At 30.9% G+C, this 25,900-nt stretch carries 22 protein-coding genes; 19 read left to right on the top strand and 3 right to left on the bottom strand.

Annotation, left to right across the window (positions count from 1 at the left end):
• Nucleotides 1-47 precede the first annotated feature (47 nt).
• A complete protein-coding gene (locus B3040_RS15125; RefSeq protein WP_291574888.1) occupies nucleotides 48-308 on the bottom strand; it encodes a glutaredoxin family protein in 261 nt (86 codons plus the stop codon).
• 438 nt (nucleotides 309-746) lie between these two features.
• Between B3040_RS15125 and B3040_RS15120 the strand changes: the two genes are divergently transcribed.
• From B3040_RS15120 to B3040_RS15110, 3 genes are read left to right on the top strand one after another with little or no spacing between them, the layout of a single operon-like run.
• Nucleotides 747-1,928, top strand: a complete 1,182-nt coding sequence (locus B3040_RS15120; RefSeq protein ID WP_414632544.1) for a M20 metallopeptidase family protein — start codon at nucleotides 747-749, stop codon at nucleotides 1,926-1,928.
• Between the two features lie 28 nt (nucleotides 1,929-1,956).
• Nucleotides 1,957-2,910 (top strand): RluA family pseudouridine synthase, encoded by a 954-nt coding sequence (locus B3040_RS15115; RefSeq protein ID WP_291574884.1) that lies wholly within the window; start codon nucleotides 1,957-1,959, stop codon nucleotides 2,908-2,910.
• A gap of 12 nt (nucleotides 2,911-2,922) precedes the next feature.
• The gene (locus B3040_RS15110; protein ID WP_291574882.1) at nucleotides 2,923-4,551 is read left to right on the top strand and encodes a putative polysaccharide biosynthesis protein; all 1,629 of its coding nucleotides are present in this window, start codon (nucleotides 2,923-2,925) and stop codon (nucleotides 4,549-4,551) included.
• 66 nt (nucleotides 4,552-4,617) lie between these two features.
• On the opposite strand, the gene spoVB is transcribed toward B3040_RS15110, so the two are convergent.
• Both spoVB and B3040_RS15100 read right to left on the bottom strand, forming a co-directional pair.
• On the bottom strand, nucleotides 4,618-6,117 hold the full coding sequence (spoVB, locus tag B3040_RS15105) for a stage V sporulation protein B (protein WP_291574881.1): 1,500 nt from the start codon (nucleotides 6,115-6,117) through the stop codon (nucleotides 4,618-4,620).
• Between the two features lie 59 nt (nucleotides 6,118-6,176).
• The gene (locus tag B3040_RS15100; protein ID WP_291574879.1) at nucleotides 6,177-7,292 is read right to left on the bottom strand and encodes an aminopeptidase; all 1,116 of its coding nucleotides are present in this window, start codon (nucleotides 7,290-7,292) and stop codon (nucleotides 6,177-6,179) included.
• A gap of 187 nt (nucleotides 7,293-7,479) precedes the next feature.
• Between B3040_RS15100 and B3040_RS15095 the strand changes: the two genes are divergently transcribed.
• From B3040_RS15095 to B3040_RS15020, 16 genes are all read left to right on the top strand, one after another.
• Nucleotides 7,480-8,787: a hypothetical protein gene (locus tag B3040_RS15095; RefSeq protein WP_291574877.1), complete on the top strand. Its 1,308-nt coding sequence runs from the start codon at nucleotides 7,480-7,482 to the stop codon at nucleotides 8,785-8,787.
• A gap of 345 nt (nucleotides 8,788-9,132) precedes the next feature.
• Nucleotides 9,133-9,840: a zinc dependent phospholipase C family protein gene (locus tag B3040_RS15090; protein ID WP_291574875.1), complete on the top strand. Its 708-nt coding sequence runs from the start codon at nucleotides 9,133-9,135 to the stop codon at nucleotides 9,838-9,840.
• A 59-nt stretch (nucleotides 9,841-9,899) separates the two neighbouring features.
• Entirely contained in the window at nucleotides 9,900-10,403 is a 504-nt protein-coding gene (locus B3040_RS15085) for a class I SAM-dependent methyltransferase (RefSeq protein WP_291574873.1), read from the top strand.
• Between the two features lie 5 nt (nucleotides 10,404-10,408).
• On the top strand, nucleotides 10,409-12,118 hold the full coding sequence (locus tag B3040_RS15080; RefSeq protein ID WP_291574871.1) for a B12-binding domain-containing radical SAM protein: 1,710 nt from the start codon (nucleotides 10,409-10,411) through the stop codon (nucleotides 12,116-12,118).
• Between the two features lie 458 nt (nucleotides 12,119-12,576).
• Entirely contained in the window at nucleotides 12,577-12,903 is a 327-nt protein-coding gene (locus B3040_RS15075) for an ATPase (protein ID WP_291574869.1), read from the top strand.
• A 1-nt stretch (nucleotide 12,904) separates the two neighbouring features.
• Nucleotides 12,905-14,866, top strand: a complete 1,962-nt coding sequence (locus B3040_RS15070) for a V-type ATP synthase subunit I (protein WP_291574867.1) — start codon at nucleotides 12,905-12,907, stop codon at nucleotides 14,864-14,866.
• Nucleotides 14,867-14,870: 4 nt separating this feature from the next.
• Nucleotides 14,871-15,344, top strand: coding sequence for a V-type ATP synthase subunit K (locus B3040_RS15065; RefSeq protein ID WP_291574864.1), 474 nt, complete (start codon nucleotides 14,871-14,873; stop codon nucleotides 15,342-15,344).
• Nucleotides 15,345-15,361: 17 nt separating this feature from the next.
• Complete coding sequence (locus B3040_RS15060) at nucleotides 15,362-15,967, top strand: V-type ATP synthase subunit E (RefSeq protein WP_291574862.1); 606 nt, start codon at nucleotides 15,362-15,364, stop codon at nucleotides 15,965-15,967.
• 14 nt (nucleotides 15,968-15,981) lie between these two features.
• A complete protein-coding gene (locus B3040_RS15055; protein WP_291574860.1) occupies nucleotides 15,982-16,983 on the top strand; it encodes a V-type ATP synthase subunit C in 1,002 nt (333 codons plus the stop codon).
• Nucleotides 16,976-17,284 carry a V-type ATP synthase subunit F gene (locus tag B3040_RS15050; protein WP_017416204.1) on the top strand — a complete coding sequence of 103 codons (309 nt, stop codon included), beginning with the start codon at nucleotides 16,976-16,978 and terminating at the stop codon, nucleotides 17,282-17,284. Before B3040_RS15055 ends, B3040_RS15050 begins: the two co-directional genes overlap by 8 nt.
• Nucleotides 17,285-17,301: 17 nt before the next feature.
• Nucleotides 17,302-19,074 carry a V-type ATP synthase subunit A gene (locus B3040_RS15045; protein ID WP_291574857.1) on the top strand — a complete coding sequence of 591 codons (1,773 nt, stop codon included), beginning with the start codon at nucleotides 17,302-17,304 and terminating at the stop codon, nucleotides 19,072-19,074.
• Complete coding sequence (locus B3040_RS15040) at nucleotides 19,067-20,449, top strand: V-type ATP synthase subunit B (protein ID WP_291574856.1); 1,383 nt, start codon at nucleotides 19,067-19,069, stop codon at nucleotides 20,447-20,449. The genes B3040_RS15045 and B3040_RS15040 overlap by 8 nt, the downstream gene beginning before the upstream one ends.
• Nucleotides 20,450-20,451: 2 nt before the next feature.
• Entirely contained in the window at nucleotides 20,452-21,105 is a 654-nt protein-coding gene (locus B3040_RS15035) for a V-type ATP synthase subunit D (protein WP_291574854.1), read from the top strand.
• Nucleotides 21,106-21,395: 290 nt separating this feature from the next.
• The gene (gene def / locus B3040_RS15030; protein WP_291574851.1) at nucleotides 21,396-21,869 is read left to right on the top strand and encodes a peptide deformylase; all 474 of its coding nucleotides are present in this window, start codon (nucleotides 21,396-21,398) and stop codon (nucleotides 21,867-21,869) included.
• 432 nt (nucleotides 21,870-22,301) lie between these two features.
• A complete protein-coding gene (gene helD, locus B3040_RS15025; RefSeq protein WP_291574848.1) occupies nucleotides 22,302-24,590 on the top strand; it encodes an RNA polymerase recycling motor HelD in 2,289 nt (762 codons plus the stop codon).
• Between the two features lie 99 nt (nucleotides 24,591-24,689).
• Nucleotides 24,690-25,865, top strand: coding sequence for an FprA family A-type flavoprotein (locus B3040_RS15020; RefSeq protein ID WP_291574846.1), 1,176 nt, complete (start codon nucleotides 24,690-24,692; stop codon nucleotides 25,863-25,865).
• Nucleotides 25,866-25,900: the final 35 nt, after the last annotated feature.

Raw genomic sequence — 25,900 nt, 5'->3', positions numbered from 1 at the left:
ATTCCAAATATAATTAGTAGGGTTTAAAAGCAACTTATGGTAGAGTTTTACTTTGAAGCTTCCTCAAAAGCCATACGCACTATATCTTTTGTAGTGCCGCCTTCATAGATTTTATTTTTTCCAACATAGTAGGTTGGAACATAATAGTAGTCATATTCTTTAGAAACTTCAGGATGTTTTTCTTCATCAATAACTTCCACATTAATATCCTTATACTTTGGATTTTCAGCTTTAACTTCCTCTATCCAAGTAAGAGCTCTTTTACAGTGAGGGCACCAGTCAGTTATAAACATAGTAATATTTTTCATTAATTTTCCACCTTTCATTTAGAATATATTGGTCTATATAAGCTGCAACACTGCTTTGCATTTCAAGAGCTTATGAAGCAACTTATACAAAAAAGAATGCAAAATAAAATTTTATATTTTTGTTTCTTTATTGCATTCTATACTAATATTATATACCTTTAATAAGTATTTTAAAGATTCATATGGAATTTTATGTTTGACTTATAACTGTAAATATTAAACTTTAATATTGCAATTTATTAGCTTATTTACAAAATAGGCTTAGAAGAACTAATTTCTTTTAGGTTAATTCAATGTTTTAGTGACCTTTATTGTTGAATAATGTTTATTTATGGTATATAATTTAAATAATGTTTTGGAGTGTTAATAATAAGAATTCCAAATTAAGACTATAATAGACATATAGATGTCTATTATTTTTTTATGGGGGTATTAACTATGGATTTTTTAGTTAAAGCTAATGAAATAAAGGATGAGTTAATTCAAATTAGAAGAGATTTTCACAGAAATCCTGAGCTAGGATTTGAATTACATAGAACTTCACAAAAGGTTAGAGATTTTTTGGAAAGAGAAGGAATAGAATATAGAATCGTTGCTGAAACTGGAATTGAAGCTATTATACGAGGAGGAGAAACTGGTAATGGTAAAACTATTGCTATAAGAGGAGATATGGATGCATTGCCCCTATTAGACAAAAAGAACGCTTCATATTCTTCCAAAGACATGGGTAAAATGCATGCTTGTGGACATGATGCCCATACTACCATGCTCCTTGGAACTGCTAAAATAATGAACGCTATGAAAAAGGAACTTAAAGGAAATATTAAGTTGTTTTTTGAGCCAGCAGAAGAAACTGTTGGTGGAGCTAGATTAATGATCGAACAAGGTGTCCTTGAAAATCCCCATGTTGATGCTATAATCGGATGTCACGTGGATGAAGGGTTGCCAGTTGGTACCATTGGTATAAAAAATGATGTAGTATATGCGGCGTCTAATCCTTTTAAAATAACCATTTATGGAAAAGGTGCTCATGGTGCTAGTCCCCATAAGGCAGTAGACCCAATAATTATAGGAAGCAATGTAATAGTTGCTATACAAACTTTAGTAAGCAGAGAAGTTAGCCCCACATCACCAGCAGTGGTTACAGTTGGTACATTTAATGGAGGCACTGCTCAAAATATAATACCAGAAGAGGTAATCATTAGCGGAATTATTAGAACTATGAAACTAGAAGATAGGGAATATTTTAAATCAAGGTTGAAAGAAATAGTTGAATCAGTAGTTAAGGCTTTTAGAGGAACCTGTGAAATAGAAATTCAGGAAAGTTATCCTTGTCTTTATAATAATAATGAAATGTATAAATTTTTTCAAAGGGTAGCTACTGATGTTTTAAGTGATAAAAATGTAAACATAGTAAAAGAGCCAACTATGGGAGTTGAAAGCTTTGCATATTTTTCTCTTGAAAGACCAGCTATGTTTTACTGGTTGGGATGTGGAAATAAGGAAAAAGGAATTATATATCCTGCACACAGTAGTTTGTTTGATATTGACGAAGAATGTATTCCAATTGGTGTAGCATTACATTGTGCTGCAGCTTTTGAGTTTTTAAATAATAACTAAAGCAACATTTAGTAATTTGGAGGAAGAAATGAAAATAGATATAGGAATAAATGAAGCAGGTCAAAGAAGTGATAAATTTGTAAGGAAATTATTAAAGGATGTACCATTAAGTGCTATTTATAGAGCCTTTAGAAAAGGTGATGTTAAAGTAAATGGAAAGAAAATAAAAGAAAAATATTCTCTAGTAGAAGGGGATGTTTTGGAAATAAGAGAAATACAAAGTAATAGTGAAAAGAAGCATTTTGAAAGAATTGAAAACAAACTTAAAATTACTTATGAAGATGAAAATATAATAATGGTTGAGAAATGGCCAGGTGTTTTAGTACATAGTGATAAAAAGAATGGAGAGGCTACGCTTACTGATTATGTGCTATCTTATCTTTATGACAAAGGGGACTATGAACCTGAAAAAGAACTAACTTTTACACCAGCTCCCTGTAATAGACTAGACAGAAACACCTCCGGAATAGTTATTTTTGGGAAAAACTTTTCTTCTTTAAAGCTTTTAAATGAAATGATTAGAGAAAGAAAAATAAAGAAACATTATATGGCTCTAGTAAAAGACCGTATAAAAGATGGAATTTATGAAGCATATATATTGAAAAATGAGGAAAATAATGTATCTAAAATATATGATAATGAAGTTAAGGGTTCTAAAAAAATAGCTATGGAAGTAACAAATATTCAAAGCTGCGGAACTTTTTCATTAATTGAAATTGATCTTATAACTGGCAGAAGCCATCAATTAAGAGCACATCTAAAACATCTTGGGAATCCAATAATCGGAGATCCAAAGTATGGAGATAAAAAGGTTAATAACTTTTTTATAAACAGGTATGGGTTAGATTATCAATACCTATATGCATTTAAGGTATTATTTAAGGATACTCCACAAGAGTTAGCTTACATGGAAAATAAAACTATAGCTGAATCATTGCCACCAGTATTAAAAAAGATTAAGAATGATGTTTTTAAATTTTAGTGGAGGTTTTGTATGGAAGAAGGTTCAAAGTTAACACAGCAATCAGCAGCAAAAGGCTTTGCTGTGCTTACAGCTTCTATGCTGCTTGTAAAAGTATTATCTCTTTTATACGTACCAGTGTTAAGAGGAATTTTAGGAAAACAAGGATTAGGTGTATATTACTCAGCTTATTCTATATTTTCCTTTATCTATGTTCTTGCTAATGCAGGAATTCCAGTAGCAATATCTAAAATGGTAGCTGAGTTAGATGCATTAGGCAATTATAAGGATGCTTTAAAAACTTTTAAGATTGCCAGATCTCTATTAGTAGGCTTCGGATTAACTATATCCATATTTATGTTTATTTTTGCAGGACCTTTATCTAGGAGCTTAGAAAGCTCAGAGTCTACTCTTGCAATTCAAGCACTATGCCCAACTATCTTTATTACTGCAATTTTATGTTCTTATAAGGGATATTTTCAAGGGAAAAGTAATATGACTCCCACGGCAATATCGCAAGTAGTAGAACAAGTATTTAACATAGTATTTAGTTTATTGTTTGCCTATATTCTCATATCCTTTGGGGATAGCTATGGAGCCGCAGGAGGAACTGTTGGTACTACCTTAGGTGCTCTTGGAGCTGCACTGTATTTAATTTATGCTTACAATAAAAATAAGAGATTTAGCATACCTAAGGGTGGAAATAATCCAGAGGTTAAAAGACTTTCAAATGAAGAGATAATAAAAAGAGTATTGGCATATGCAGTACCTATAACTATTGGGGTAGCTCTTCAGAATTCAGGCATGATTGTAGACTTAAAGATAGTTAAGTCTAGATTGTTAATCGCAGGTTTTGGTAGTAATATTGTTGAAGAATTATGGGGAGTGCTTAGCCAATATAATACCTTAGTATCAGTTCCTATGGCCATTATTGGTTCTTTATCAATATCCATATTAACAATAATATCAAGGCATAATGCTATTAAAGATAAGAAAGCTCTAAAATCTAGCGTGAGTTCCACTTATAGAGTTACCTATATCATTGCAGCGCCTTGCGCTTTTGGACTTGCAGCACTTAGCACTCAGATTCTAACGCTTATTGGTTATGATATTCAAGCAGCGCCTTTATTTACTTATGGGCCTTTAGTTATAATTCTAACAGGAATATCACTAGTACAAACCTCAATTCTACAAGGTTTGGGAAAAGTAAAAATGGTGACAGTGTATTCCTTAATGGGACTTTTAGGGAAAATAATTGTAAACTATATTTTTGTTGCTATTCCCTCAATAAATATCTTAGGAGCAGTGATAGGAAATGGTGTGGGCTTTTTAATTATGGTTATACTTAGCCAAAGATTAATAAACAATACTTTAAAACTAAGAATAAAATTAATTAAGCCTAGTATTAAACCTATATTTGCAAGCTTAACTATGTGGATTGCAACTGTATTGGCTTATAAGGCGATAAATATAGTGTTTTCTATATTTATATCAGGATATATTTTAAATGCTCTTTGTACAATGATAGCTATAATTATAGCAGTGCTTGTATATATTATTGTACTATTTAGTATTGGGGGAATAAGAAGAAAAGATTTAGACTCTTTGCCAAGAAAAATAGTAAGATTTGTACCAACTAAGCTATTGAATAAAGTAAAATAAAATAAAATTATATAATTTAAAAATAAAATGACTTTGAATTAATTAAAGTCATTTTATTTTTTTCTTTTAAGAGGATTTCCTCACTAAAAATGTTGAAACTAAAAATAATGAAAAACCGGTGAAAATTATAATAATATTTTTTACTAGGAAAATGTTATCTGGAATTGTAGAGTTTAAAATCAATATTAACATGATTACTAATACTGTAAGAAGACACATTATGAGAAATTCTCCTAAGGAAAACCTTAATGTGACTACTTTGGAGATTTCATATAAATTCATAATAAGGCCGATAAGGGCTGAGGCCGCCATGGAAATCCCATATCCCATAATATTAATTGAAGGAATTCCAATTAATATAAATATTAAAACTAACTGAATTAGGGATGTGATTATAGAGTTTATGAGAATAACTTTTTGTTTTCCAAGTCCATTGAGTATTCCGTAGGAGCAAGCAGAAGCATAAAGAAAAGGTGCGCTTATTGCAGCAATCTTAATAAAAGAACCTAAATCAGTTCGATTAAAGAATAATTTACCTAAGGAATCTGGGATAAGATAACAAATTAAAAGAGTTGAAACTCCTAGTAAAAAGCACATTTTAATTACTTCGCTAACTCTAGCTTCTAAGTTACTATAATCCTTTTGGGTTATGCTTCTTGAAATATCTGGGATTAATACTGTAGACATTGATGCAACGATAACTATAGGGAAGAACACAATTGCTAGAGCCATACCATTAAATTTACCAATAAGCTCTAAAGCTGTTACATGATCAAAACCTGCAACCATTAATCTTAAAGGAACTAACAACGTAGACACACTGTGAATGGCTGTTGAAAGAAATCCATTGATAGCTAAAGGTAATGCCATCACTAATACATTAAATAATAACTGAGCACGGTTTTCACCTTTTTCTCCACTAGGTATAAATTTGCGTTTGCTTCTTTTAAAAAACATATAAAGAAAAACAAAACTAATTATTTCACCTATGGTAAAAGAAAAGTAAGTAGCTGCCACAGTAGATTTGATATCTTTTAAGGCAAAATAATTAATTACTCCTACCATTAAAAACATCCTCACTGCTTTTTCTACAATGTCAATTACTGATGGAGTAATCACCTCTGAAACACCATAAAAATACCCTTTATATACTGAGGATAGAGCAATAAAGATTAACGCTGGGCAAATGATCCAAAGTGAATAAAGTGAACGACTATCTCTAATTATATAAGTGCTTAGTAAAGGTGAGATTAAAAAAATAATAAGTGTTATGGTGATAGACCAAAGCAAGGTAAAAGCAAAGGTAATACTAACACTTTTATTTAAGTTGCCGTAGTGGTTTGTCCCATAATAAGCTGAGGCTTCCTTCGATAAAGCAGCAACTAAACCACCACAAACAAGACAAGTGAATAAATCATATATAGGCATTATTAAGCCATATAGGCCTACTCCTTCTGGACCAAGCTGTCTAGATAAAATAATTGAAAACATAAATCTTAAAATACCCATGGCTAAATTAGATATAGTTAATACAAATGTATCTCTATAAAAAGTATCTTTTCCCATAAAAACCCCCACATAAATAATATATTAATACTTATGTAGGGGTTCTGGTTATTATTCTATTATTTTAAGTTTTCAGGGTTTAAGCATTTTAGCTCGTCTATAACAAATAAACCATCTTTTCTTATTAGTACATCATCAAAGTAGATTTCTCCGCCACCATATTCTGGTCTTTGAATATAAACAAGATCCCAGTGTATTGCAGATTTGTTACCATTAAATGCATCATCATAAGAACTTCCAGGAGTAAAGTGAATTGAACCTGCGATTTTCTCATCGAATAATGTATCTTTCATTGGTGTTAAGATATAAGGATTTACGCCTATTGCAAATTCACCAATATATCTTGCACCTTCATCTGTATCAAAGATGTTATTAATTTTTTCTGTGTTATTAGCAGTGGCATTAACTATTTTACCATCTTTGAATTCTAGCTTTATGTTTTCGTAAGTATATCCTTGGTAAACAGCTGGTGCATTGTAGCTTAAACAGCCATTTACAGAATCCTTAATTGGAGCTGTATAAACTTCTCCATCAGGTATATTAAGCTCTCCAGCACATTTAATAGCATTCATTCCCTTAATTGAGAAAGATAAGTCAGTACCTTCACCCTTAATATGAACTTTATCAGTTCTTTCCATTAGATTAACTAAGTTATCCATAGCCTTTGACATCTTGCTATAATCTAAGTTACATACATTAAAATAGAAGTCCTCAAATCCTTCAGTACTCATATTAGCTGATTGAGCCATAGAGTAGTTTGGATATCTTAAAACAACCCATCTAGTTTTTGGAACTCTTATTCCACCATGAACTGGAGCCCATAAATACTTAGAGTATATAGACATTTTTTCAGAAGGTACATCAGATTGCTCAGTAATGTTGTTACCAGCTCTTATACCTATGTATGCATCCATATCAGACATTCTTTCAGCCTCATACTTTGCCATCATTTCCATTTGCTCTTGAGAGCAACCCATAAGTATAGCTCTGTCTACCTCTTTATCTTTAATAGTAACAAAAGGTAGAGCACCTACAGCATAAGTTTGTTTAACTAATTCTGTTACTAGTGGTGTTTCAAGACCTACAGCCTCTATAAGCACCTTTTCTCCTGCTTTTAATTTACATGAGTAATTAATTAAGTTTTTCGCCAAAGTTTCAATTCTAGGATCCTTCAAAATAATTCCTCCTTCGTTTTAAATTGCAATACATATTATATGTATCCTAAAAAATATAATAACAGTTTATATTCAATTGGTAAATATTATTAGTAAAACTTTTCAGTGGATTTTAATTAAACTAATAATTCTATATTTTCTTTCTTTCAAATATATATAAACTAAGAAATATATAGTGGGGGATTTTATGAAGAAATTAGTTGGTTGGATAATAATAATTATATTTTCAATATCTATATTGTTTTTAGTAAGCAAAAATAACAATCAATATAGTATTAGTTGCAACGACAAAAAGATAGAAGTACAATTAAAGTACAAGGGGTTAGAAAACTCAGTAGATTTTACTAAGGATAATAAGGGAACTTATTTCATAGCTTTCACAAATAAAGTTGTAGCTATAGAGAAAAATGGAAAAAGTTACGTGCTAATGGAAGATAATGATTTTAATATTTGGAGCATGGAATACTATAATAATAAGTTATATATTGCAACTAAGGATAAGTTAGTGTCATATGACATTGAAAGTAGACAAATGGAAAACTGCATAGAAAATATCCCAAACTATGGGGATTTTCCTAGGATTTTAATGAAAGTGAAGGGTGATTATCTATTTATAACAGTAGGTGCAGCTACCAATTCTGGTGTGGTTGGACCGGATAATAAGTGGATATCTACTTATCCTAGTCATCATGATTATACTCCTAAAAAAATAACTCTAAAGGGAACTAAGTTTGGTGAAAATAACAATGGGGCTTTTGTCCCAAATAATACGGAAAATATAAAAGGCCAGATTATAGAAGGTAGTAAAATTGGAACATCAACAGTTCTTATATATAATCTTAATACAAAGGCCTACGAAACCTTTGCATGGGGAGTTAGGAACATTTCTGGTTTAGATTTTTCAAGTGAGGGTAAAATTTATGGAACTATAGGTGGAATGGAAGATAGAGGGTTAAGACCTGTTGCAAATGATTCTGATTATATTTATGAAATAAAAAAAGGGGTTTGGCATGGCTTTCCAGATTTTTCGGGTGGGGACCCAGTTACCTCACCAAGATTTTCTAGTAAAGAAAATGTAACTAATTCTTTTTTATTGGAAAAGCATCCTAGCAACAATCCACCTGCACCTGTTTACCAGCATAATGACGTAAAAACTCTTGGTAGTCTTTGTATCGATACTAAAGGACTATTAATAGGTAAGGATAATATTATTTTTTACGATAAAAAAAATAATGAAATTTTATCATACAATACAAAAGAAAGACCAGTAACCTTCCTAAGTCTAGGAGACAAGAGTAATATAACAAGTATGAAAATTATAGAGGATCAGTTATTATTATTAGAAAATAGTGAGGGTATACTATATAGTGTTAGTTCTAAAACAGACAGTGATTCAACTTATTTTAACAATAATATGTATCTAAGTTTATTAGTTATAACTTTAACTTCCATTGTATCTATTATTTTATTGCTATTAAGAGTAAAACATAAATAATATTAATATAAAATTTATATACTAACATAGTAAATAAGTTTTATAAATAAATAAAGTACTAGATATTTAGACGTGTTTCTAATAAAATATATTAGGCATCTTCAAAAAATAAATAAGTCATTATGCTGGCCTATTTTGTGTTATACTTCGTTAACAGAACCCTTAGATAGCGGAACCTGCTTCCTTGCCTAACTCAAAATATCCTTCACATCTTTGACTTGTTATTTATTTTAAGATGCCTTAGTGAAAGAATTAGTAGTGAAAAAGTTACTTAATAAGCTAAAGATCTGCAAAATATAAATTTCTTATGATACTTGTAAAATATTATAAACTGAAGGTGAAATCATGAAAAAACGAATAGAAAGCACTTACAGTAATACAATGAAAGTATTTCTTTATATGGTTAATCCCATAAAGAAAAAAGTTAAAAGGACAGATTGTGTAGTTCATAAATTCATTAATTTAGAAGCTTTAGACATGTTAAAAAGTGAAGGTTATGATAAAGAATACAGTTTTTTCAAGAAATATGAGGAGTCGTTAAATAAAGGGGTGGTTTGGGCAGATTCAGATTTTAAAAGTACTAATCACTTTTATCATCATGAAGAAGGAAATGGCCTTTATGGTTTTTCTAATGCATTCACAGAATGCACTAGGTATTACAATACAGCAATATGTTATGCTAAAAATAAGGAGTATGAAAAATCTATGTTTTTTCTGGGGGCTGCTTGTCATTTAATTCAAGATTCCACAGTGCCTGCCCATGCCAAGAGAAAATTAAGGAATCACAAAGGTTTTGAAACCTATGTGATAAGCGAAGTAACTAATGGATATAAGCATCACATAAGGCATGGAGTTTTGACATTCAAAAGTCCGGAAGAATTTATAATGGAAAACACTAAGTACGCTGTTGCTGTAGAGAAAAAATTTCAAAATTTAAGGAATAAGGATGAAAGGTTTAGTAAGATTACTGAAAAAGTTTTGTTAAGAGCAAATCAAACCACTGCTGGATTCCTATTGATGTTCTATGAAAATTTTAAAAATTTATATAGCTAAGAAGGAATTTACACCTCTTTGGAGAAGTATATGGTAAAATATTCCAAAGAGGTGAAATTATGAATAATATTTTTATAAGCTTAGAAAAGGAAATATTTAGAGGTAACATCTTAGATGTTGGATTAGATAACAGTGGAGTGATTTATAATGTTTATAAATACTATGATGAGGATTTAGATGTAGATTATTTAGAAGGGCAACAAAGTAATGAAGCTCTGAAGAATAATTACTATGATTCCTGCATATTATTTTTTTCTTTGCACAATATAGTCAATAGTAAAGAAAAGAAAAAGTTATTTGAAAATATAAATGGTTCTCTAAAGAGTAATGGATATGTTTATATTTGGGATGTAGACAAAAAGCCATTAAAACTTTTTAAGGGAAATATTAAGGTTTCTTTGCCTGATAAATCCTTAAAAGATTTCAAAATAAATTGTTATAACCCATTTACAAATAATTCAAAAGAAAAAATAATAAGTGTATTAAAGGAGTTTTTTGAAGTTTTAGATATAAAGCACTCTGATAATATATTTAGTATAGTTTGCAAAAAGAGAGGAATTTGAAGAGTATGAAAGTAGTTTTAGTTGGTGTTAATTCCAAGTTTGTTCACAGTAACTTAGCAATTAGGTATTTAGAGGCTTATACTAGAGACTTACGATATAGCTGTGAACTTATGGAGTTTTCCATTAATGATAGGCCCGAAAGAGTTGTAGAGGATATTTTAGCTGAAAAACCTAGCATACTAGGTTTTTCCTGTTATATATGGAATGTTGAATTTATTAATAGATTAACAACTTTAATTCGATTAATTAAACCAGAGATAGAGATATTTTATGGAGGACCTGAATCTAGTTTCGATGCTGAGGATTTTATAAGCAGAAATGTAGGGGAGTATGTTATTGAAGGTGAAGGCGAAGAAACTTTTAGAGAATTTATTCAGGGAAAAATATATGAAGATGAACACAAGGAGAGGTTTAACTTCCAGCAAGTCAAGGGACTATATATAAGAAAAGATAATAAAATAACTTACGGTGGAAAAAGGCAACTCATGGATATGAATAAAATAGTTTTCCCATATACAGAACAAGAAGACTTAAATAACAAGATTGTATATTATGAAGGCTCAAGAGGCTGTCCCTTTAACTGTAAATATTGTTTATCATCCACTACTCATGGAGTTAGATTTTTAGATATGGAGAGGGTAAAAAGGGATTTAAAATTTTTTATTGAAAAAGGGGTAAGGTTAGTTAAATTCGTAGATAGAACCTTTAACTGTAATAAAAAATTTGCCAACGAAATATGGGAGTTCTTGGTAAAAGAAGGTGGAGATTGTAGTTTTCATTTTGAGATTTCTGCTGATTTATTAAGCAAGGAGTCTTTAAAAGTTTTAGCTTGTGCAAAACCAAATACTATTCAATTTGAAATAGGAGTTCAAAGCACAAATAAACAGGTATTAAAGAATATAAATAGGGAAATTGATTTTTCAAACATTAAAGAGGAAGTAGAAGAACTAAAGAAAATAAAGAATGTTAAGCAGCATTTAGATTTAATTGCGGGACTTCCTGGAGAAGATTATAAGTCTTTCAGAAACTCTTTTAATGAAGTGTATGAAATAGAACCCGATGAACTCCAACTGGGTTTTTTAAAACTTTTAAAAGGATCCTCTATGCGAGAAGAAGCTGAAAAATGGGGAATGGTTTATTCGCCTTATCCGCCTTATGAAATTTTAAAGACAAAGGACATATCTTACGAAGAACTAATTGTTTTAAAGAAAATAGAACATGTGGTTGATAAATATTTAAATAGTGGTAAATTTAATAATATTCTGCAGTGTTTTATTAATAGTGCCTATTTTGAAACACCTTTTGATTTCTATTATGAACTTGCTCAATTTTTTGAGAATATGGGGTATTTTAAAAGAAATATTTCTTCATCTGATTACTACAAGGTTTTCATTGATTTCAACGAAACCATGAGTATAAAAAATACTGAACTAGTTAAGGATATAGTTAAATTTGATTATTTAAGATTTAATAAGAAAAAAGGACTTCCTACTTTCTTGGAAAATAAGATAGATAAAACCATAGAAAGAGCTATTAAAGATGAGTTAATTGAGGAAAGGAAAATAGATAACCCTAATGAGATTACAATACATAAATTTAACTTTAATATAGAAACTTTTATAGTTGAAAAATTAGAGATTTTCAAGGAAACCTATATTGCCTTTTCAAACACTGATGATGATTATGTTTTCATTAGCAAAAATAAGAAAAAATAGCTGTTAGATTAAATTTAATTAAATATAAATGAAAAATGTTAGGGAGCCAAAGTTAGAAAGTATCTAATTGGTTCCCTATTTAAGGAAAAAGTAACAATTATAATTGGAAAAAGTGTTAAAGTATTATGAATTATAAACGATAGTATAGGCATATACATTTAATAAATGCGTTTATGATATTTTGAAATAAAATACTTGATGATAATAACATATTGAATTACCACAAATAAATAAATAACAAATTATTAAAAAAGCATGCAAATATTAAGATAATATTAACAAAATATGTACTAAATATTAAGTAAATATTTCAGAATACTTGAAATATTTGGATTAGAAAATAAATTTTAATATAAAAACACCAATTAACACTTTTAAAAGTTGGCAATTTGATGTAATATAGTATCATATACTATATTTTATTAATAACACAAAGTTATGTCGAAGGTGGTGATATTTTGGCAATGGATGCAATTAATAAAATTAAAGAGGCAGAATGCAATGCTTCAGCTATTTTGGAAAAGGCAATAGAAGATAGTAAGAACATTATTAAGAATGCTGAGCTTAAAGGAGAAAATGAATACAGTACACTTATAAACAAGGCGGAGGAAGAAACAAAACTTATAAAGGAAAGAGCATTATTAGAAGGTAATATTAAAGCAGAACCTATCTTAAAAATAGGAGAAGAACAAATTAACAAAATAATTAATATTCAAGAAGACAAATTCAATTTAGCTGTAAATTTAGTAATTGAGAGGATAGTGAATTTCAATGGCAATAGTTAAGATGAATAAATTTACACTCTTAGCCTTTGAATCACAAAAATATTCTTTGCTTGAAAAACTACAAACATTTGAAAATGTTGAGTTTGCATATCTTGCAGACCTAGAAGAAAGTGGGTTTAGTGAACTTAAAAGAGATAATGAGAGCATTGAAATATCTGAAATCGAAGGTGAATTATCAAAAATTAATTTTGCAATTGAGCTTTTAAGTAGTCATAGTAAAAAGATAGGTATGTTAAAGAGTTTAAAAGAAGGTAAAAAAGAGATAGGCTATAATAGTTTATCAGAAATGGTATCTAAATCTAATTGGAGCATCATTTATAATGAGTTAAAAGAAAAAGAAAATCTAATTAATAAAAGTAAAAGTGAGATATCTAAGCTTTCAAATAGCATTGAAGAGCTTAGAGCTTGGGAGAACTTAGATGCATCTTTTTCGCAACTTAGTAGTAAATCTACAGTCAGCTTTTTAGGAGTTATTCCACAAGTTTTCATGGAAACTCTTAGAAAAGATTTACAAGATGGATTTGCTGGATACTATTTAGAGGTTGTTGGGGAAGATACACGTGAAGCTAATGTTCTTATGATTTTCCATAAAGATGAAGAAGAGTTAGCTAGCGGGCTACTAAAAAAATATTCCTTTAGCAAAATAATTTTAAATTATGATGGAATTCCTAGAAAGCTTATAGAAGATTATATAAAAAAAATAGCTGAATTAAATCACTCTATTAACAACATTGTTGAAGAAATCAAAAACTATATAATACACCTAGAGGAATTCAAAATGGTGCATGAGTACTATGAAAATAAACTAATAAGACTTAAGTCTGTGGGGTTGTTTTTAAAGAGCGAAAATATTATTGCTATAGAAGGGCATTATCCAACAGAGAACCATGATAAGTTTTTAAAGGTTTTAAGTAGTGCTTTAGGTGAGGAATATTACATTGAGTTCTCAGAGGCCCAGGGGGAAGATGTACCAATACTATTAAAGAATAATGGTGTATTTTCAGCTTTTGAGCCTATTACAGCAATGTATAGTATGCCAAGATACAAGGAAATTGATCCTACACCCTTGTTTGCACCCTTTTATATACTGTTTTTTGGAATGATGCTATCTGATGCTGGATATGGGATCTTAATGCTATTAGCAACTGGTATTGCCTTAGCAAGGTTCAATTTAGATAGTGATATGAGAAAAACTGTTAGAATGTTTTTTTATTTAAGTATATCAACAATTGTATGGGGAGTTCTCTATGGAAGTTACTTTGGGGGCGCAATTAAAATACCTCCAGTATGGATGACTCCTGATAGTGATGTAGGTTTATTAATGATTGTTTCTATAGCTATGGGACTAATTCAAATATTTGTTGGATTAGGAATTAAAGCTTATATACTTATTAGAGACGGAAATCCCTTAGCAGCATTCTTTGATGCAGGATTATGGTATTTTACTCTAACAGGATCAATTATTTGGGCAGTAAATGCATTAGGTGCAGGAGAAACACTTGGTCTAAGTCCTCAAGTTGTAAAAGTTGCAGGAATAATTACTGTAATATCTATGATTTTAATAGTACTTACCCACGGAAGAGGAGAAAAGTCTATAGGTGGAAAACTTGGAACTGGCTTCTACTCACTATATGGAATTACAGGATATGTAGGAGATTTAGTATCTTATACAAGACTTGCTGCTCTTGGACTAGCTACTGGCTTCATAGGTTCAGCATTTAATATTATGGTTGATATGTTAGGAAGATCATTTTTTGCTATTATATTTGCAGCCATAATCTTTACTTTTGGACATATATTTAATTTACTAATAAACGCATTAGGTTCATATGTTCACACAAGTAGATTACAGTATCTTGAATACTTTGGTAAATTCTATGAGGGTGGAGGTAAAGCCTTTAGCCCACTTAAATTTACTTCACAATACTATAATATATTAAAAACAGGAAATGAGGAGGAATAAAATTATGATGGAATTATTTAATGGTCTTGGAGGTATTTTCTTTGGAGCTGTGGGAGTTGCCTTAGCAGCTGCAATGCCAGGGATTGGTTCGGCAAAAGGTGTTGGTATGGTGGGTGAAGCTGCCTCAGGATTATTAACAGAAGAGCCAGAAAAGTTTGGTAAAGCTCTAATTCTTCAATTATTGCCAGGTACACAAGGTCTATATGGGTTCGTTATTGCCCTGTTAGTATCGCTTCAATTATCACCAGATATGAGCCTTGCAAATGGTGCTTATTTAATGATAGCTTGTTTACCTATAGCTTTCGCAGGTTGGAAATCAGCAATTGCACAGGCAAGAACAGCAGCTTCAGCAGTACAAATTCTTGCAAAGAGACCAGAACACAATACTAAGGGTATTATATTAACAGTAATGGTTGAGACATATGCTTTATTAGGTTTCGTTATGTCATTACTACTAGTAACTAGTGCTAACTTTTAATTAAGGGTGTGAAGTACATGTCTAATTTAGAAAACTTAACTTCTAAAATAATAGAGGATGCAGAATTAAAAGCAGAAAATGTAATTAAAGAAGCTAAAGGTAAAGAAATAGAAATAATAAGTAAAAGGGTTGAAGCTGCAAAAAAAGCGGCAGCTACAATGACTGAAAATGCTAACATAGAAGCTAAATCTATGATAGATAGAGCATTATCAAAAGCTGAGCTTGAAGTTAGAAATAGAAAGCTATTTGCTAAGCAACAAGTTATGGATAAAGTTTTTGAGGAAGCTGAAAAGAGACTTAGTAAAATTAATTTAGAAACATTTCAAGAATTTGTAAAAACCTCAATTTTAGCTTTAGATATTGATGGAGATGAAAAAATAATAATGTCTCTTGATGACAAAGCAAAGCTACCGCAGGATTTTTTAGAAAAGCTAAATAAAGCACTTGTTAGTGCTGGCAAAAAAGGAAATATGGAGTTTAGCGATGAAACAAGAAATTTAAATGGTGGATACATTTTAGCTAAAGGTGGAATTGAAATAAACAACTCTTTTAAATCGATGATTTCCTCCTTACGAGATGAACTTGAATATGGGGTTAATAAAATATTATTTGATGAAAACTAAGGAGGTTACGGAAAATGGACAGAATGGATTTTACCCATGCTGTAGCTCGCTTAAGAGTTATTGAAAAGAGACTCCTTGATAAAGTAAAAGTTGAAAGATTACTAGAGTGTGAAACCCCAGAAGAAGTTCTTAAAATCCTTCAAGAAATGCAGTATGGGGAAAGCATTACTGATATTAATGATGTTCATAACTACGAAGATATGTTAAGACAGGAGTTAAAGGATTTGTACCTGAATATGTATAAATTAACTCCTGAAAAATCAATAGTAGATATCATGAGTATAAAGTATGATTATCATAATATAAAGGTTCTAGAAAAAAGTAAGTTAGGTGAAAAAGATTTCTCCAATCTTTTAATTCCAATTGGAACAATACCAATTGATGCACTAAAAAACATGGTTTTTTCAGGTGAAATTAAAGATTTGAGTCCCCTGATGAGAGAGGGGATTAATAAAGTTGAAGAAGACTTTTCCAAAAGCAAAGATCCTCAGAATATAGATATAATACTAGATAAGTTTATGTATAGTGATATTCTTCAAAGAGCTTTATCAACAGAAATAGAGTTTATTATAGAGTTTGTTAAAGCAACTATTGATATTGCAAATATTAAAGCCATGTTAAGAGTTAAAAAACAAAATAAAGATGGTAAATTCCTTGAGAGTATATTAATACCTGGTGGGGAAATAGAAAAAAACATATTTATTTATGGTCTTAATGATACTTTAGAAAACTTTATTAATAATATTTCTAAATCTTCTTATGCAAAGATATTAACATCAATTTTAGAAGAGTACAATAACACAGGAAACTTTTCCTCTATAGAGGTTCTTTTCGATAATAACATTATTGATAGAGCTAAATATGCAAAGAGAGTTAACTTTGGACCTGAACCATTAATTTCATTTATCTTAGCAAAGGAAAATGAGATTAAAATAGTAAGAATTATTATGGTTGGAAAAATAAATAAAGTGCCAACTGAAATAATTAGAGAAAGGTTGCGTGACATATATGCATAAAATAGGTGTAGTTGGTGACAAGGACTCTATTTTGGCCTTTAAAGCAATTGGTATAGATGTTTATCCTGTGATTGATGTTGAAGAAGCAAGAAAAAGAATAGATAGAATGGCCTTCGAAAATTATGCAGTAATTTTTGTCACTGAACAACTAGCTCAGCATTTAGAAGAAACAATTCAAAGATATAACAATAAGATGATTCCTGCAATTATTTTAATACCGAGTAATCAAGGAACTTTAAATATTGGAAAGAAACGAATTAGTGATAATGTTGAGAAGGCTGTAGGTGTGAATATCTTATAGAAAGGCAGGTAAGAAACTTGAAGATTGGTAAAATAGTAAAAGTTTCAGGTCCTTTAGTTGTAGCTAAAGACATGGATGAAGCTAATATATATGACGTTGTTAAAGTTGGAGATAAAGGTCTTATTGGTGAAATAATTGAAATGAGAGGAGATAGGGCTTCTATTCAAGTTTATGAAGAAACTACTGGATTAGGACCAGGAGCTCCAGTAATAACAACTGGAGAACCTTTAAGTGTAGAGCTTGGACCTGGACTAATGGAAGCTATGTTTGATGGAATACAAAGACCACTTGATGCAATAAGAGCTAAAGCTGGAAACTTCCTGACAAAAGGAGTTAGCGTATTTCCATTAGATAGAGAAAGATTATGGAGTTTTGTGCCTTCAGTAACTGAGGGTCAATTGGTGTACAGTGGATATACTATAGGAACAGTAAAAGAAACTTCAATTATTACTCAAAAAATAATGGTTCCCTATGGTGTTGAGGGAAAAGTAAAATCAATAAAAGCTGGGGATTTTACTGTTGATACTGTAGTATGCGAAATTGAAACCTCAAGTGGAATTAAAGAATTGACATTAATGCAAAAATGGCCTGTTAGAAAAGGAAGACCTTATAAGCAAAAGTTAAACCCTGCAGAACCTCTTACTACAGGACAAAGAGTAATAGATACTTTTTTCCCGGTAACAAAGGGTGGAACAGCTTGTGTTCCTGGACCTTTCGGAAGTGGTAAAACTGTAGTTCAGCATCAATTAGCTAAATGGGGAGATGCAGAAATAGTGGTATACGTTGGTTGTGGAGAACGTGGTAATGAAATGACAGACGTACTTAATGAGTTTCCAGAATTAAAAGACCCTAAAACTGGAGAGTCTTTAATGAAGAGAACAGTACTTATTGCTAACACCTCTAACATGCCCGTGGCAGCAAGGGAAGCATCTATTTATACAGGAATAACCATTGCTGAATATTTTAGAGATATGGGATACTCTGTAGCTATAATGGCAGACTCTACTTCAAGATGGGCTGAAGCCTTGAGAGAAATGTCAGGGAGACTTGAAGAAATGCCTGGTGATGAGGGATATCCAGCTTATTTGGGTTCAAGAGCAGCTGACTTTTATGAAAGAGCTGGAAAAGTGGTGTGCTTAGGAGAAGATGAAAGAGAGGGGGCGCTGACTGTTATTGGTGCAGTTTCTCCACCAGGAGGAGACCTTTCGGAACCGGTTACTCAAGCAACCCTTAGAATTGTTAAGGTGTTTTGGGGATTAGATGCAAATTTAGCTTATAGAAGACACTTCCCAGCAATAAACTGGCTTAATTCTTATTCTCTTTATTTGGAAAAAATAGGCACATGGATGAATGAAAATGTAGCTAAGGACTGGACTGATTTAAGAATTGAAGCTATGGCATTGTTGCAAGAAGAAGCGAATCTTGAAGAAATAGTTCGTCTAGTTGGTATTGATGCTCTTTCAGAGGGTGATAGATTGAAACTTGAGGCTGCAAAGTCTATTAGAGAAGATTACCTTCAGCAAAATGCTTTCCACGAAGTAGATACTTATGCTTCTTTAAGTAAGCAATATAAAATGCTGAAATTAGTTCTTAATTTCTATAAGTTAGGAGTTAATGCATTAAATAATGGTGTTTATCTAGAGAAAGTATTAGACCTTCCTTTAAGAGATAAGATAGCAAGATCAAAGTATATAGATGAGAGTAAAATAGACTCCATTGATGAAATTGAAGAAGAATTGAATAAAGAAATCCAAAGATTAATTGTAGAGGGAGGTGTAGTTGATGTTTAAAGAGTACAGGACTGTATCAGAAGTAGTAGGACCATTGATGGTTGTTGAAAAGGTAAAAGACGTAACTTACGATGAACTGGTAGAGATTGAACTTCAAACTGGAGAGAAAAGAAGAGGAAGAGTTTTAGAAATTAGTGAAGATAAAGCAATGGTTCAGCTCTTCGAAGGATCTGCTGGTATAAACTTAAAAGGTAGCAAAGCGACCTTTCTAGGAAGACCTCTTGAATTAGGAGTGTCTGAAGATATGTTAGGAAGAGTATTTGATGGGCTAGGCAGACCAAAAGATGGCGGTCCTAAAATTATACCTGAAAAAAGAATGGATATTAGTGGTGAACCAATAAATCCTGTTGCTAGAAACTATCCATCTGAGTTTATTCAGACGGGGATTTCAGCAATAGATGGACTTAACACCCTAGTTAGAGGTCAAAAGCTTCCTGTATTCTCAGGATCAGGACTTCCACATGCTGAACTAGCAGCTCAAATTGCAAGGCAATCAAGAGTTCTAAGCTCAGATTCAAAATTTGCTGTTGTTTTTGCTGCAATAGGTATTACCTTTGAAGAAGCACAGTTCTTCGTAGATGATTTTACTAAAACAGGAGCTATTGATAGAACGGTTTTATTTATGAATTTAGCAAATGATCCTGCTGTAGAGAGAATAGCTACCCCTAGAATGGCACTAACAACCGCTGAATACTTAGCATATGAAAAAGGTATGCATGTGCTTGTTATTATGACAGACATAACAAATTATTGTGAGGCTCTACGTGAAGTTTCGGCTGCAAGAAAAGAGGTTCCAGGCAGAAGAGGTTATCCGGGATACTTGTATACAGACCTTGCAATGTTATATGAAAGAGCTGGAAGAATAAAAGATAAACCAGGTTCTATTACACAAATTCCAATACTTACTATGCCAGAGGATGATAAAACTCATCCAATCCCAGATCTTACAGGTTATATCACAGAAGGCCAAATAATTTTAAGCAGAGAATTATACAAAAAAGGTATTATGCCACCTATAGATGTATTGCCTTCTCTATCAAGATTAAAAGATAAGGGAATTGGAAAAAATAAAACAAGAGAAGATCATGCAGATACAATGAATCAGTTATTTGCTGCTTATGCTCAGGGTAAGCAAGCTAAAGAACTTGCAGTAATTCTAGGAGAATCTGCACTTTCTGATACAGATAAACAATATGCAAAATTTGCAGAAGCCTTTGAAAGGAAATATGTATCTCAAGGATTTACGTCTAATAGAACTATTGAAGAAACACTAAATTTAGGTTGGGAACTATTAACCATACTACCTAGAACAGAGCTAAAGAGAATTAGAGATGAATATTTGGAGAAGTATTTACCTCAAAGAGGGGATGAGTAGTAATGGCTAGGCTTAATGTTAATCCTACTAGAATGGAGCTCACCAAGCTCAAAAAGAGATTAGTAACTGCAACAAGAGGCCATAAGCTATTAAAGGATAAACAAGATGAGCTTATGAGAAGATTTATAGAACTCATAAAATATAATAACAAGCTTAGAAATGAGGTTGAAGACAAGCTTCAATTATCTTTTAAGCAATTTGTCATGGCATCCGCTGCTATATCTCCAGAGTTTCTTGAAGAAGCAATAGCTTATCCAAAAGAGAGCATTTCTGTGCAGGTAGAACAAAAAAATGTTATGAGTGTTAATGTACCAGTTATGAAGTTTATTAGAAAGCTAGAAAATGATCCTGGTAGTATCTATCCCTATGGATTTGCTACAACATCTTCAGAGCTAGATGATTCTATTGAGCATCTGTATTCAATTCTACCAAAGCTTCTAGAGTTAGCAGAGGTTGAAAAGTCATGTCAGCTAATGGCTGATGAAATAGAAAAAACAAGAAGAAGAGTTAATGCTCTTGAATACATGACCATTCCTCAGTTAAATGAAACTATAAAATATATAAAAATGAAGCTGGATGAAAATGAAAGAAGTGCATTGACAAGGCTTATGAAAGTTAAAGATATGATGGAAAAGCAAAATAGGAGAGCGGAGTAATTTACTTCGCTCTCCTATTTTGGGAATAAAATTTTAAGGATTTAAAAATAAGTATAAATAAACCAGTTCTCTTTGATAAAAAAATATTATATAATGGAGTTAACAAAGTGAGGGAGCAATTTCAATAAAGATATAGGAACTAATAGTAAAATCCTAAGCGATGAACTTAAATACAAGTAACTTTTTGTAGCTTTTTTTATAAAATCACAATATAATGTTTAAGAATAAATTTATAATATTTTTGGTTATAATTTATGGAAAAATTTCAGATAGAAGAGGGGGGACTAACAATGGCAGTAAGAGAAATTTTACAATATGGTGACGATAGATTGAATACTACTTGTGAACCAATAAAGGAAATTAATCAGGAAGTTTTGGATATAGTACAAGACTTAAAGGACACCTTATATGATGGTACGGGGATTGGTTTAGCAGCACCACAAATTGGAATATTAAAAAGAGTAATTCTTATCGACTTAAGAGTGGGTGGTGAACCAATTATATTAATAAATCCTGAAATAGTAGAAAGCAGTGGAAGTGAATGTGATTATGAGGGTTGCTTAAGCTATGTAGGATATGAAGGTGAAGTTGTAAGGCCAACTAAGGTTGTAGTTGAAGGTTTAAATGAGAATGGTGAAGGCATTAGATATAATGCTAAAGGATTATTGGCAAGAGCTTTTTGCCATGAAATTGATCATTTAGATGGAATACTCTACATGTCTAAAGCAGATTCAATGTATGAACTTGTAGAAGAAGAGGAATAAAGAGAGCTAAAAGCTCTCTTTATTTATGGGCTTAAATGATGCTAATTCCTTCAAAGTATAGTTTATTGCCTAATATGGAAGGGGTTTTCTTTAATTTTATTACTGCATTATCCGAAACAGTAAGTTTAGTGTCTACATAAATTTTTATACCTTCATATTCATACAAATCTAGATTATCGGTAGGAGTAAATGATTTCTTAACCTCAATCCATGGGGTTTTAGTAGGAGTTGTACCTCAACATAAATTAGTATTTATTATTTTTAATATTATTATATAGTTGTTTTTTCTTAAATAATCCAAAGCACTATCGCAAATTTTTATCATAAATTACTCCTAAAAATTATTTTTATATAGACTTAATTATTATAATATATTATTATAATATTCTTGCAATGAAATACAATACCCAATTTTAAGTGAGGTGAAGTTATATGGCAATTGAAAAAAATCAAACTATTAAAGAAAGATACAGGTTTTCGAAAACCAAAGAATGGATAGATGAAGAATTTATAAAGATAGAAAATAAGTTCAACCACTATGAGGAAAAAATATCTTCATTGAAAAAATCATCTGGAGGAACCTATAGTGATGATTTACTTCTAGCACAGAAAGTTTTTGAGTTTGTGACAAAAAACCTTTACAAATATAAGGAGGCAAAGGAACAACCATACTTTGCAAGAATAGATTTTAGGGAAAAGCGTAGAGAAGAGGAAAGCTTCTATATAGGTAAGTTTGGACTAAATGATGAGGAACAAAGTGAGGAAGTAGTAATTGATTGGAGAGCACCTATCGCAAATTTGTACTATAGTGGAACTTTTGGACAATCGTACTATAACTCTCCTGCTGGAATTGTTGAGGGAGAACTTTCACTTAAAAGAAAGTTTCTTGTGAAAGATGGAAGTATTGTAGATATGTTTGATGAGGGGATTAATGAATTAATTGTAAAAACTTCTGCTGAAGGCGATGGACTTGTTGATGAGTTTTTGAAAGTTACCTTAGAGCAAAGCATGAGCAAAAAGCTAAAGGATGTAGTAGCAACTATTCAAAGAGAGCAAAATGAAATTATTAGAGCTTATAAAAATAAACCTATAATAATACAGGGTTCTGCTGGGTCTGGAAAAACTACTGTGGCACTTCATAGACTTGCTTATTTAATATATACGTATAGTAATGAAGAAAAAAATGGTAATATATTAGTTGTTGCGCCAAATAAATTATTCTTGGATTATATTTCCGATGTGCTGCCTAATTTAGGTGTATATAATGTGAAACAAAATACTTTTGAAGAACTTTGCGTAGAAATTATGAAAATTAAGGGGAAAATAATTACTAAGGATGAAAAACTATCACAAATCATAGAATGTGAATATCCAAACAAAATAAAGTATATAACTTCATCTAGTAAAGTAAAGGGCTCGTTAGTTTTTAAATCTATTTTAGATAGATATATTAAATACTTGGAAGCAAAGGATACAGAAGTAGAGGATATAGAAGTTGAAGGATATACACTTTTTACTTCTAAGGAAGTGAAGAGACTTTATATAAGGGATTTAGCCCATTTACCAGTAAAAAAAAGAAAAGATGAAATTAAAAAATATTTTAAATCCAAAATGAAGTATAAAATTTCGGATTTAGAAGAATTAATAGATAAAGATTATGGTTTTAAAGTTAAGGATATAAAATCTAATAGTAGCTTTTCAGAAGAAAAAAAACGTGAAAAAATAATTAATATTTATGACGAAAGAGATGAAAAAAAGAAGTCTTTAAAAAGCCATAGTACTAAAGCTTTAAAAGAGTTTTTTACAAATTGGGAGTCTTTAGATTTGTATAAGAGTTATATTGATTTATTTAATGATGAAAATGTTTTTAAAGACATAGCGAAGGATACTATACCGGATAAATTATACCAATATATGAGGGATGAGCTAAATCATAATCATGAAAAGAAAGTAATAGATAGTGATGACCTTACTCCATTAACCTATTTAAAGTTAAAATTTGAAGGGAATACAGTTGATAAATTTATGCATATTGTGGTGGACGAAGCTCAAGACTATAGCTATTTTCAAATGTATTTATTAAACGAAATATCACAAAATAATTCTATGACTATAGTTGGAGATTTAGGACAGGGAATTTATAATTACAAGGGCATTGGGTCATGGAACAAACTTATTGAAAGTGTATTTAGGGAAGATGGTACATATATATCCTTATCTCAAAGTTATCGCTCTACAGTTGAGATAATAAACTTGGCAAATAAGGTGCTAGAGAAACAAAAACTCCATTTAACTCCTGCAATACCTGTATTAAGACATGGAGATAAGCCTCAGATTATTAAGGTTCCTAGCAAGAATCATGAAGTTTCTATAATTGATTCAATTATTCAAGAAGTTCATGAGAAGAAAAAACACTCTGTAGCAGTTGTTTGCAAAAACTATTCTCAGTGTAAGGAACTATATAAAGTTTTAAGCAAGAAATCTTCTTATTCTTGGATTTTAGTTAATAATAGTGAGAAGAATATTAATATGGAAAGACTTATAATTCCAAGCTATATGACTAAAGGATTAGAATTTGATGCCACAATTATTTATGAATGTAATGAAGAAAATTATAATGACAATGACTTAGATAAAAGGTTATTGTATGTGGCATTGACAAGAGCTTTGCATCTTGAATACATTATGTATAACGATACACTAACTAAATTATTAGAATAATTAATAATTAATATTAATTATTCCTATAATATGAAATATGTTATATAATAGTAGTGTTATATAATTTGGTAAAATATTTGTCAAATGGAGGTTTGATTAATGAAGTCAGTTGAGTTAAAGAATAAAATTTATTGGATTGGTGCTGAAAACCCAGAGTTAAGAGTTTTCGATATAATTATGGAAACAAAAAGAGGAACTACATATAATTCCTATTTAATAGATGATGAAAAAGTTGCAATTATTGATACTGTAAAAGATGGATATTTTGAAACTTATTTAGAAAACATAAAAAGCATTATTGGTGATAGAAAAGTTGATTACATAGTAGTTCAGCATACAGAGTTAGATCATAGTGGTTCCCTGATTAAATTATTAGAAGTATATCCTGAGGCAAAGGTTGTAGGTTCAAGAGCAGCTATTAAATATTTAGGTGGTATATTAAACACAAGTTTTCATAATGCAGTTGCAGATGGTGAGATTAATTTAGGAAATAGAAGTTTAGAGTTTATATCAGCCCCAAATCTACACTGGCCAGATACTATATTTACTTATGTTAAACAAGATAAAGTTTTATTTACTTGTGATGTAATGGGTTGTCATTACTGTCCAACCAATTGCATTACTGATTCCTGTTCAGGTGATTATGAAACAGAAATGAAATATTATTTTGATGTAATTATGGGACCTTTTAAAAAGTTTGTTAATGCAGGGTTGGATAAAATTGAAAATCTAGATAAGGAAATTATTGCTCCAAGTCATGGACCAGTGCATATTAGTGATTTAGAGCACTATTTCAATTTATATAGACAATGGGCTAAGGAAGATGCCCCTGAGGACAAGAATATTCAAATATTCTATATATCAGCTTATGGAAATACAGAAGCAATGGCAAAGTTTATAGCCAACACTATTAGTGAAAAAGGAATTAGAGCTGAAGCTCATGAGATAACATCTATGAATATGGGAGATATGATTAATTTGATTGAGAAATCTTCCGGTATATTAATTGGTTCTCCTACGATAAACCAAGATGCAGTAGAACCAGCATGGAATCTGTTAGCTCATGTTAGTGCAATCACTAACAGAGGAAAAATTGGGGGAGCTTTTGGATCTTATGGATGGAGCGGTGAAGGCGTTCCTATGATAAACTCTAGATTAAAGGATCTAAAGTTTAAGGTTTTAGAGGAAGGTTTCAAGTTTAATTTTGTTCCAAGTCAGAATGATTTCGAAGCAGCAAAATCTTACGTAGAAAATTTCTTGCAACTAACTAAATAAGTAAAGAAATCCTGCTGTAACTTAGTTGTTACAGC

It is taken from the genome of Clostridium sp. UBA4548 (genome assembly GCF_002387895.1).
Taxonomy (GTDB): Bacteria; Bacillota; Clostridia; order Clostridiales; family Clostridiaceae; genus Clostridium_J.
The sequence above is the reverse complement of the archived record's forward strand: the minus strand, read 5'-3'. Positions and strand labels throughout refer to the sequence as shown.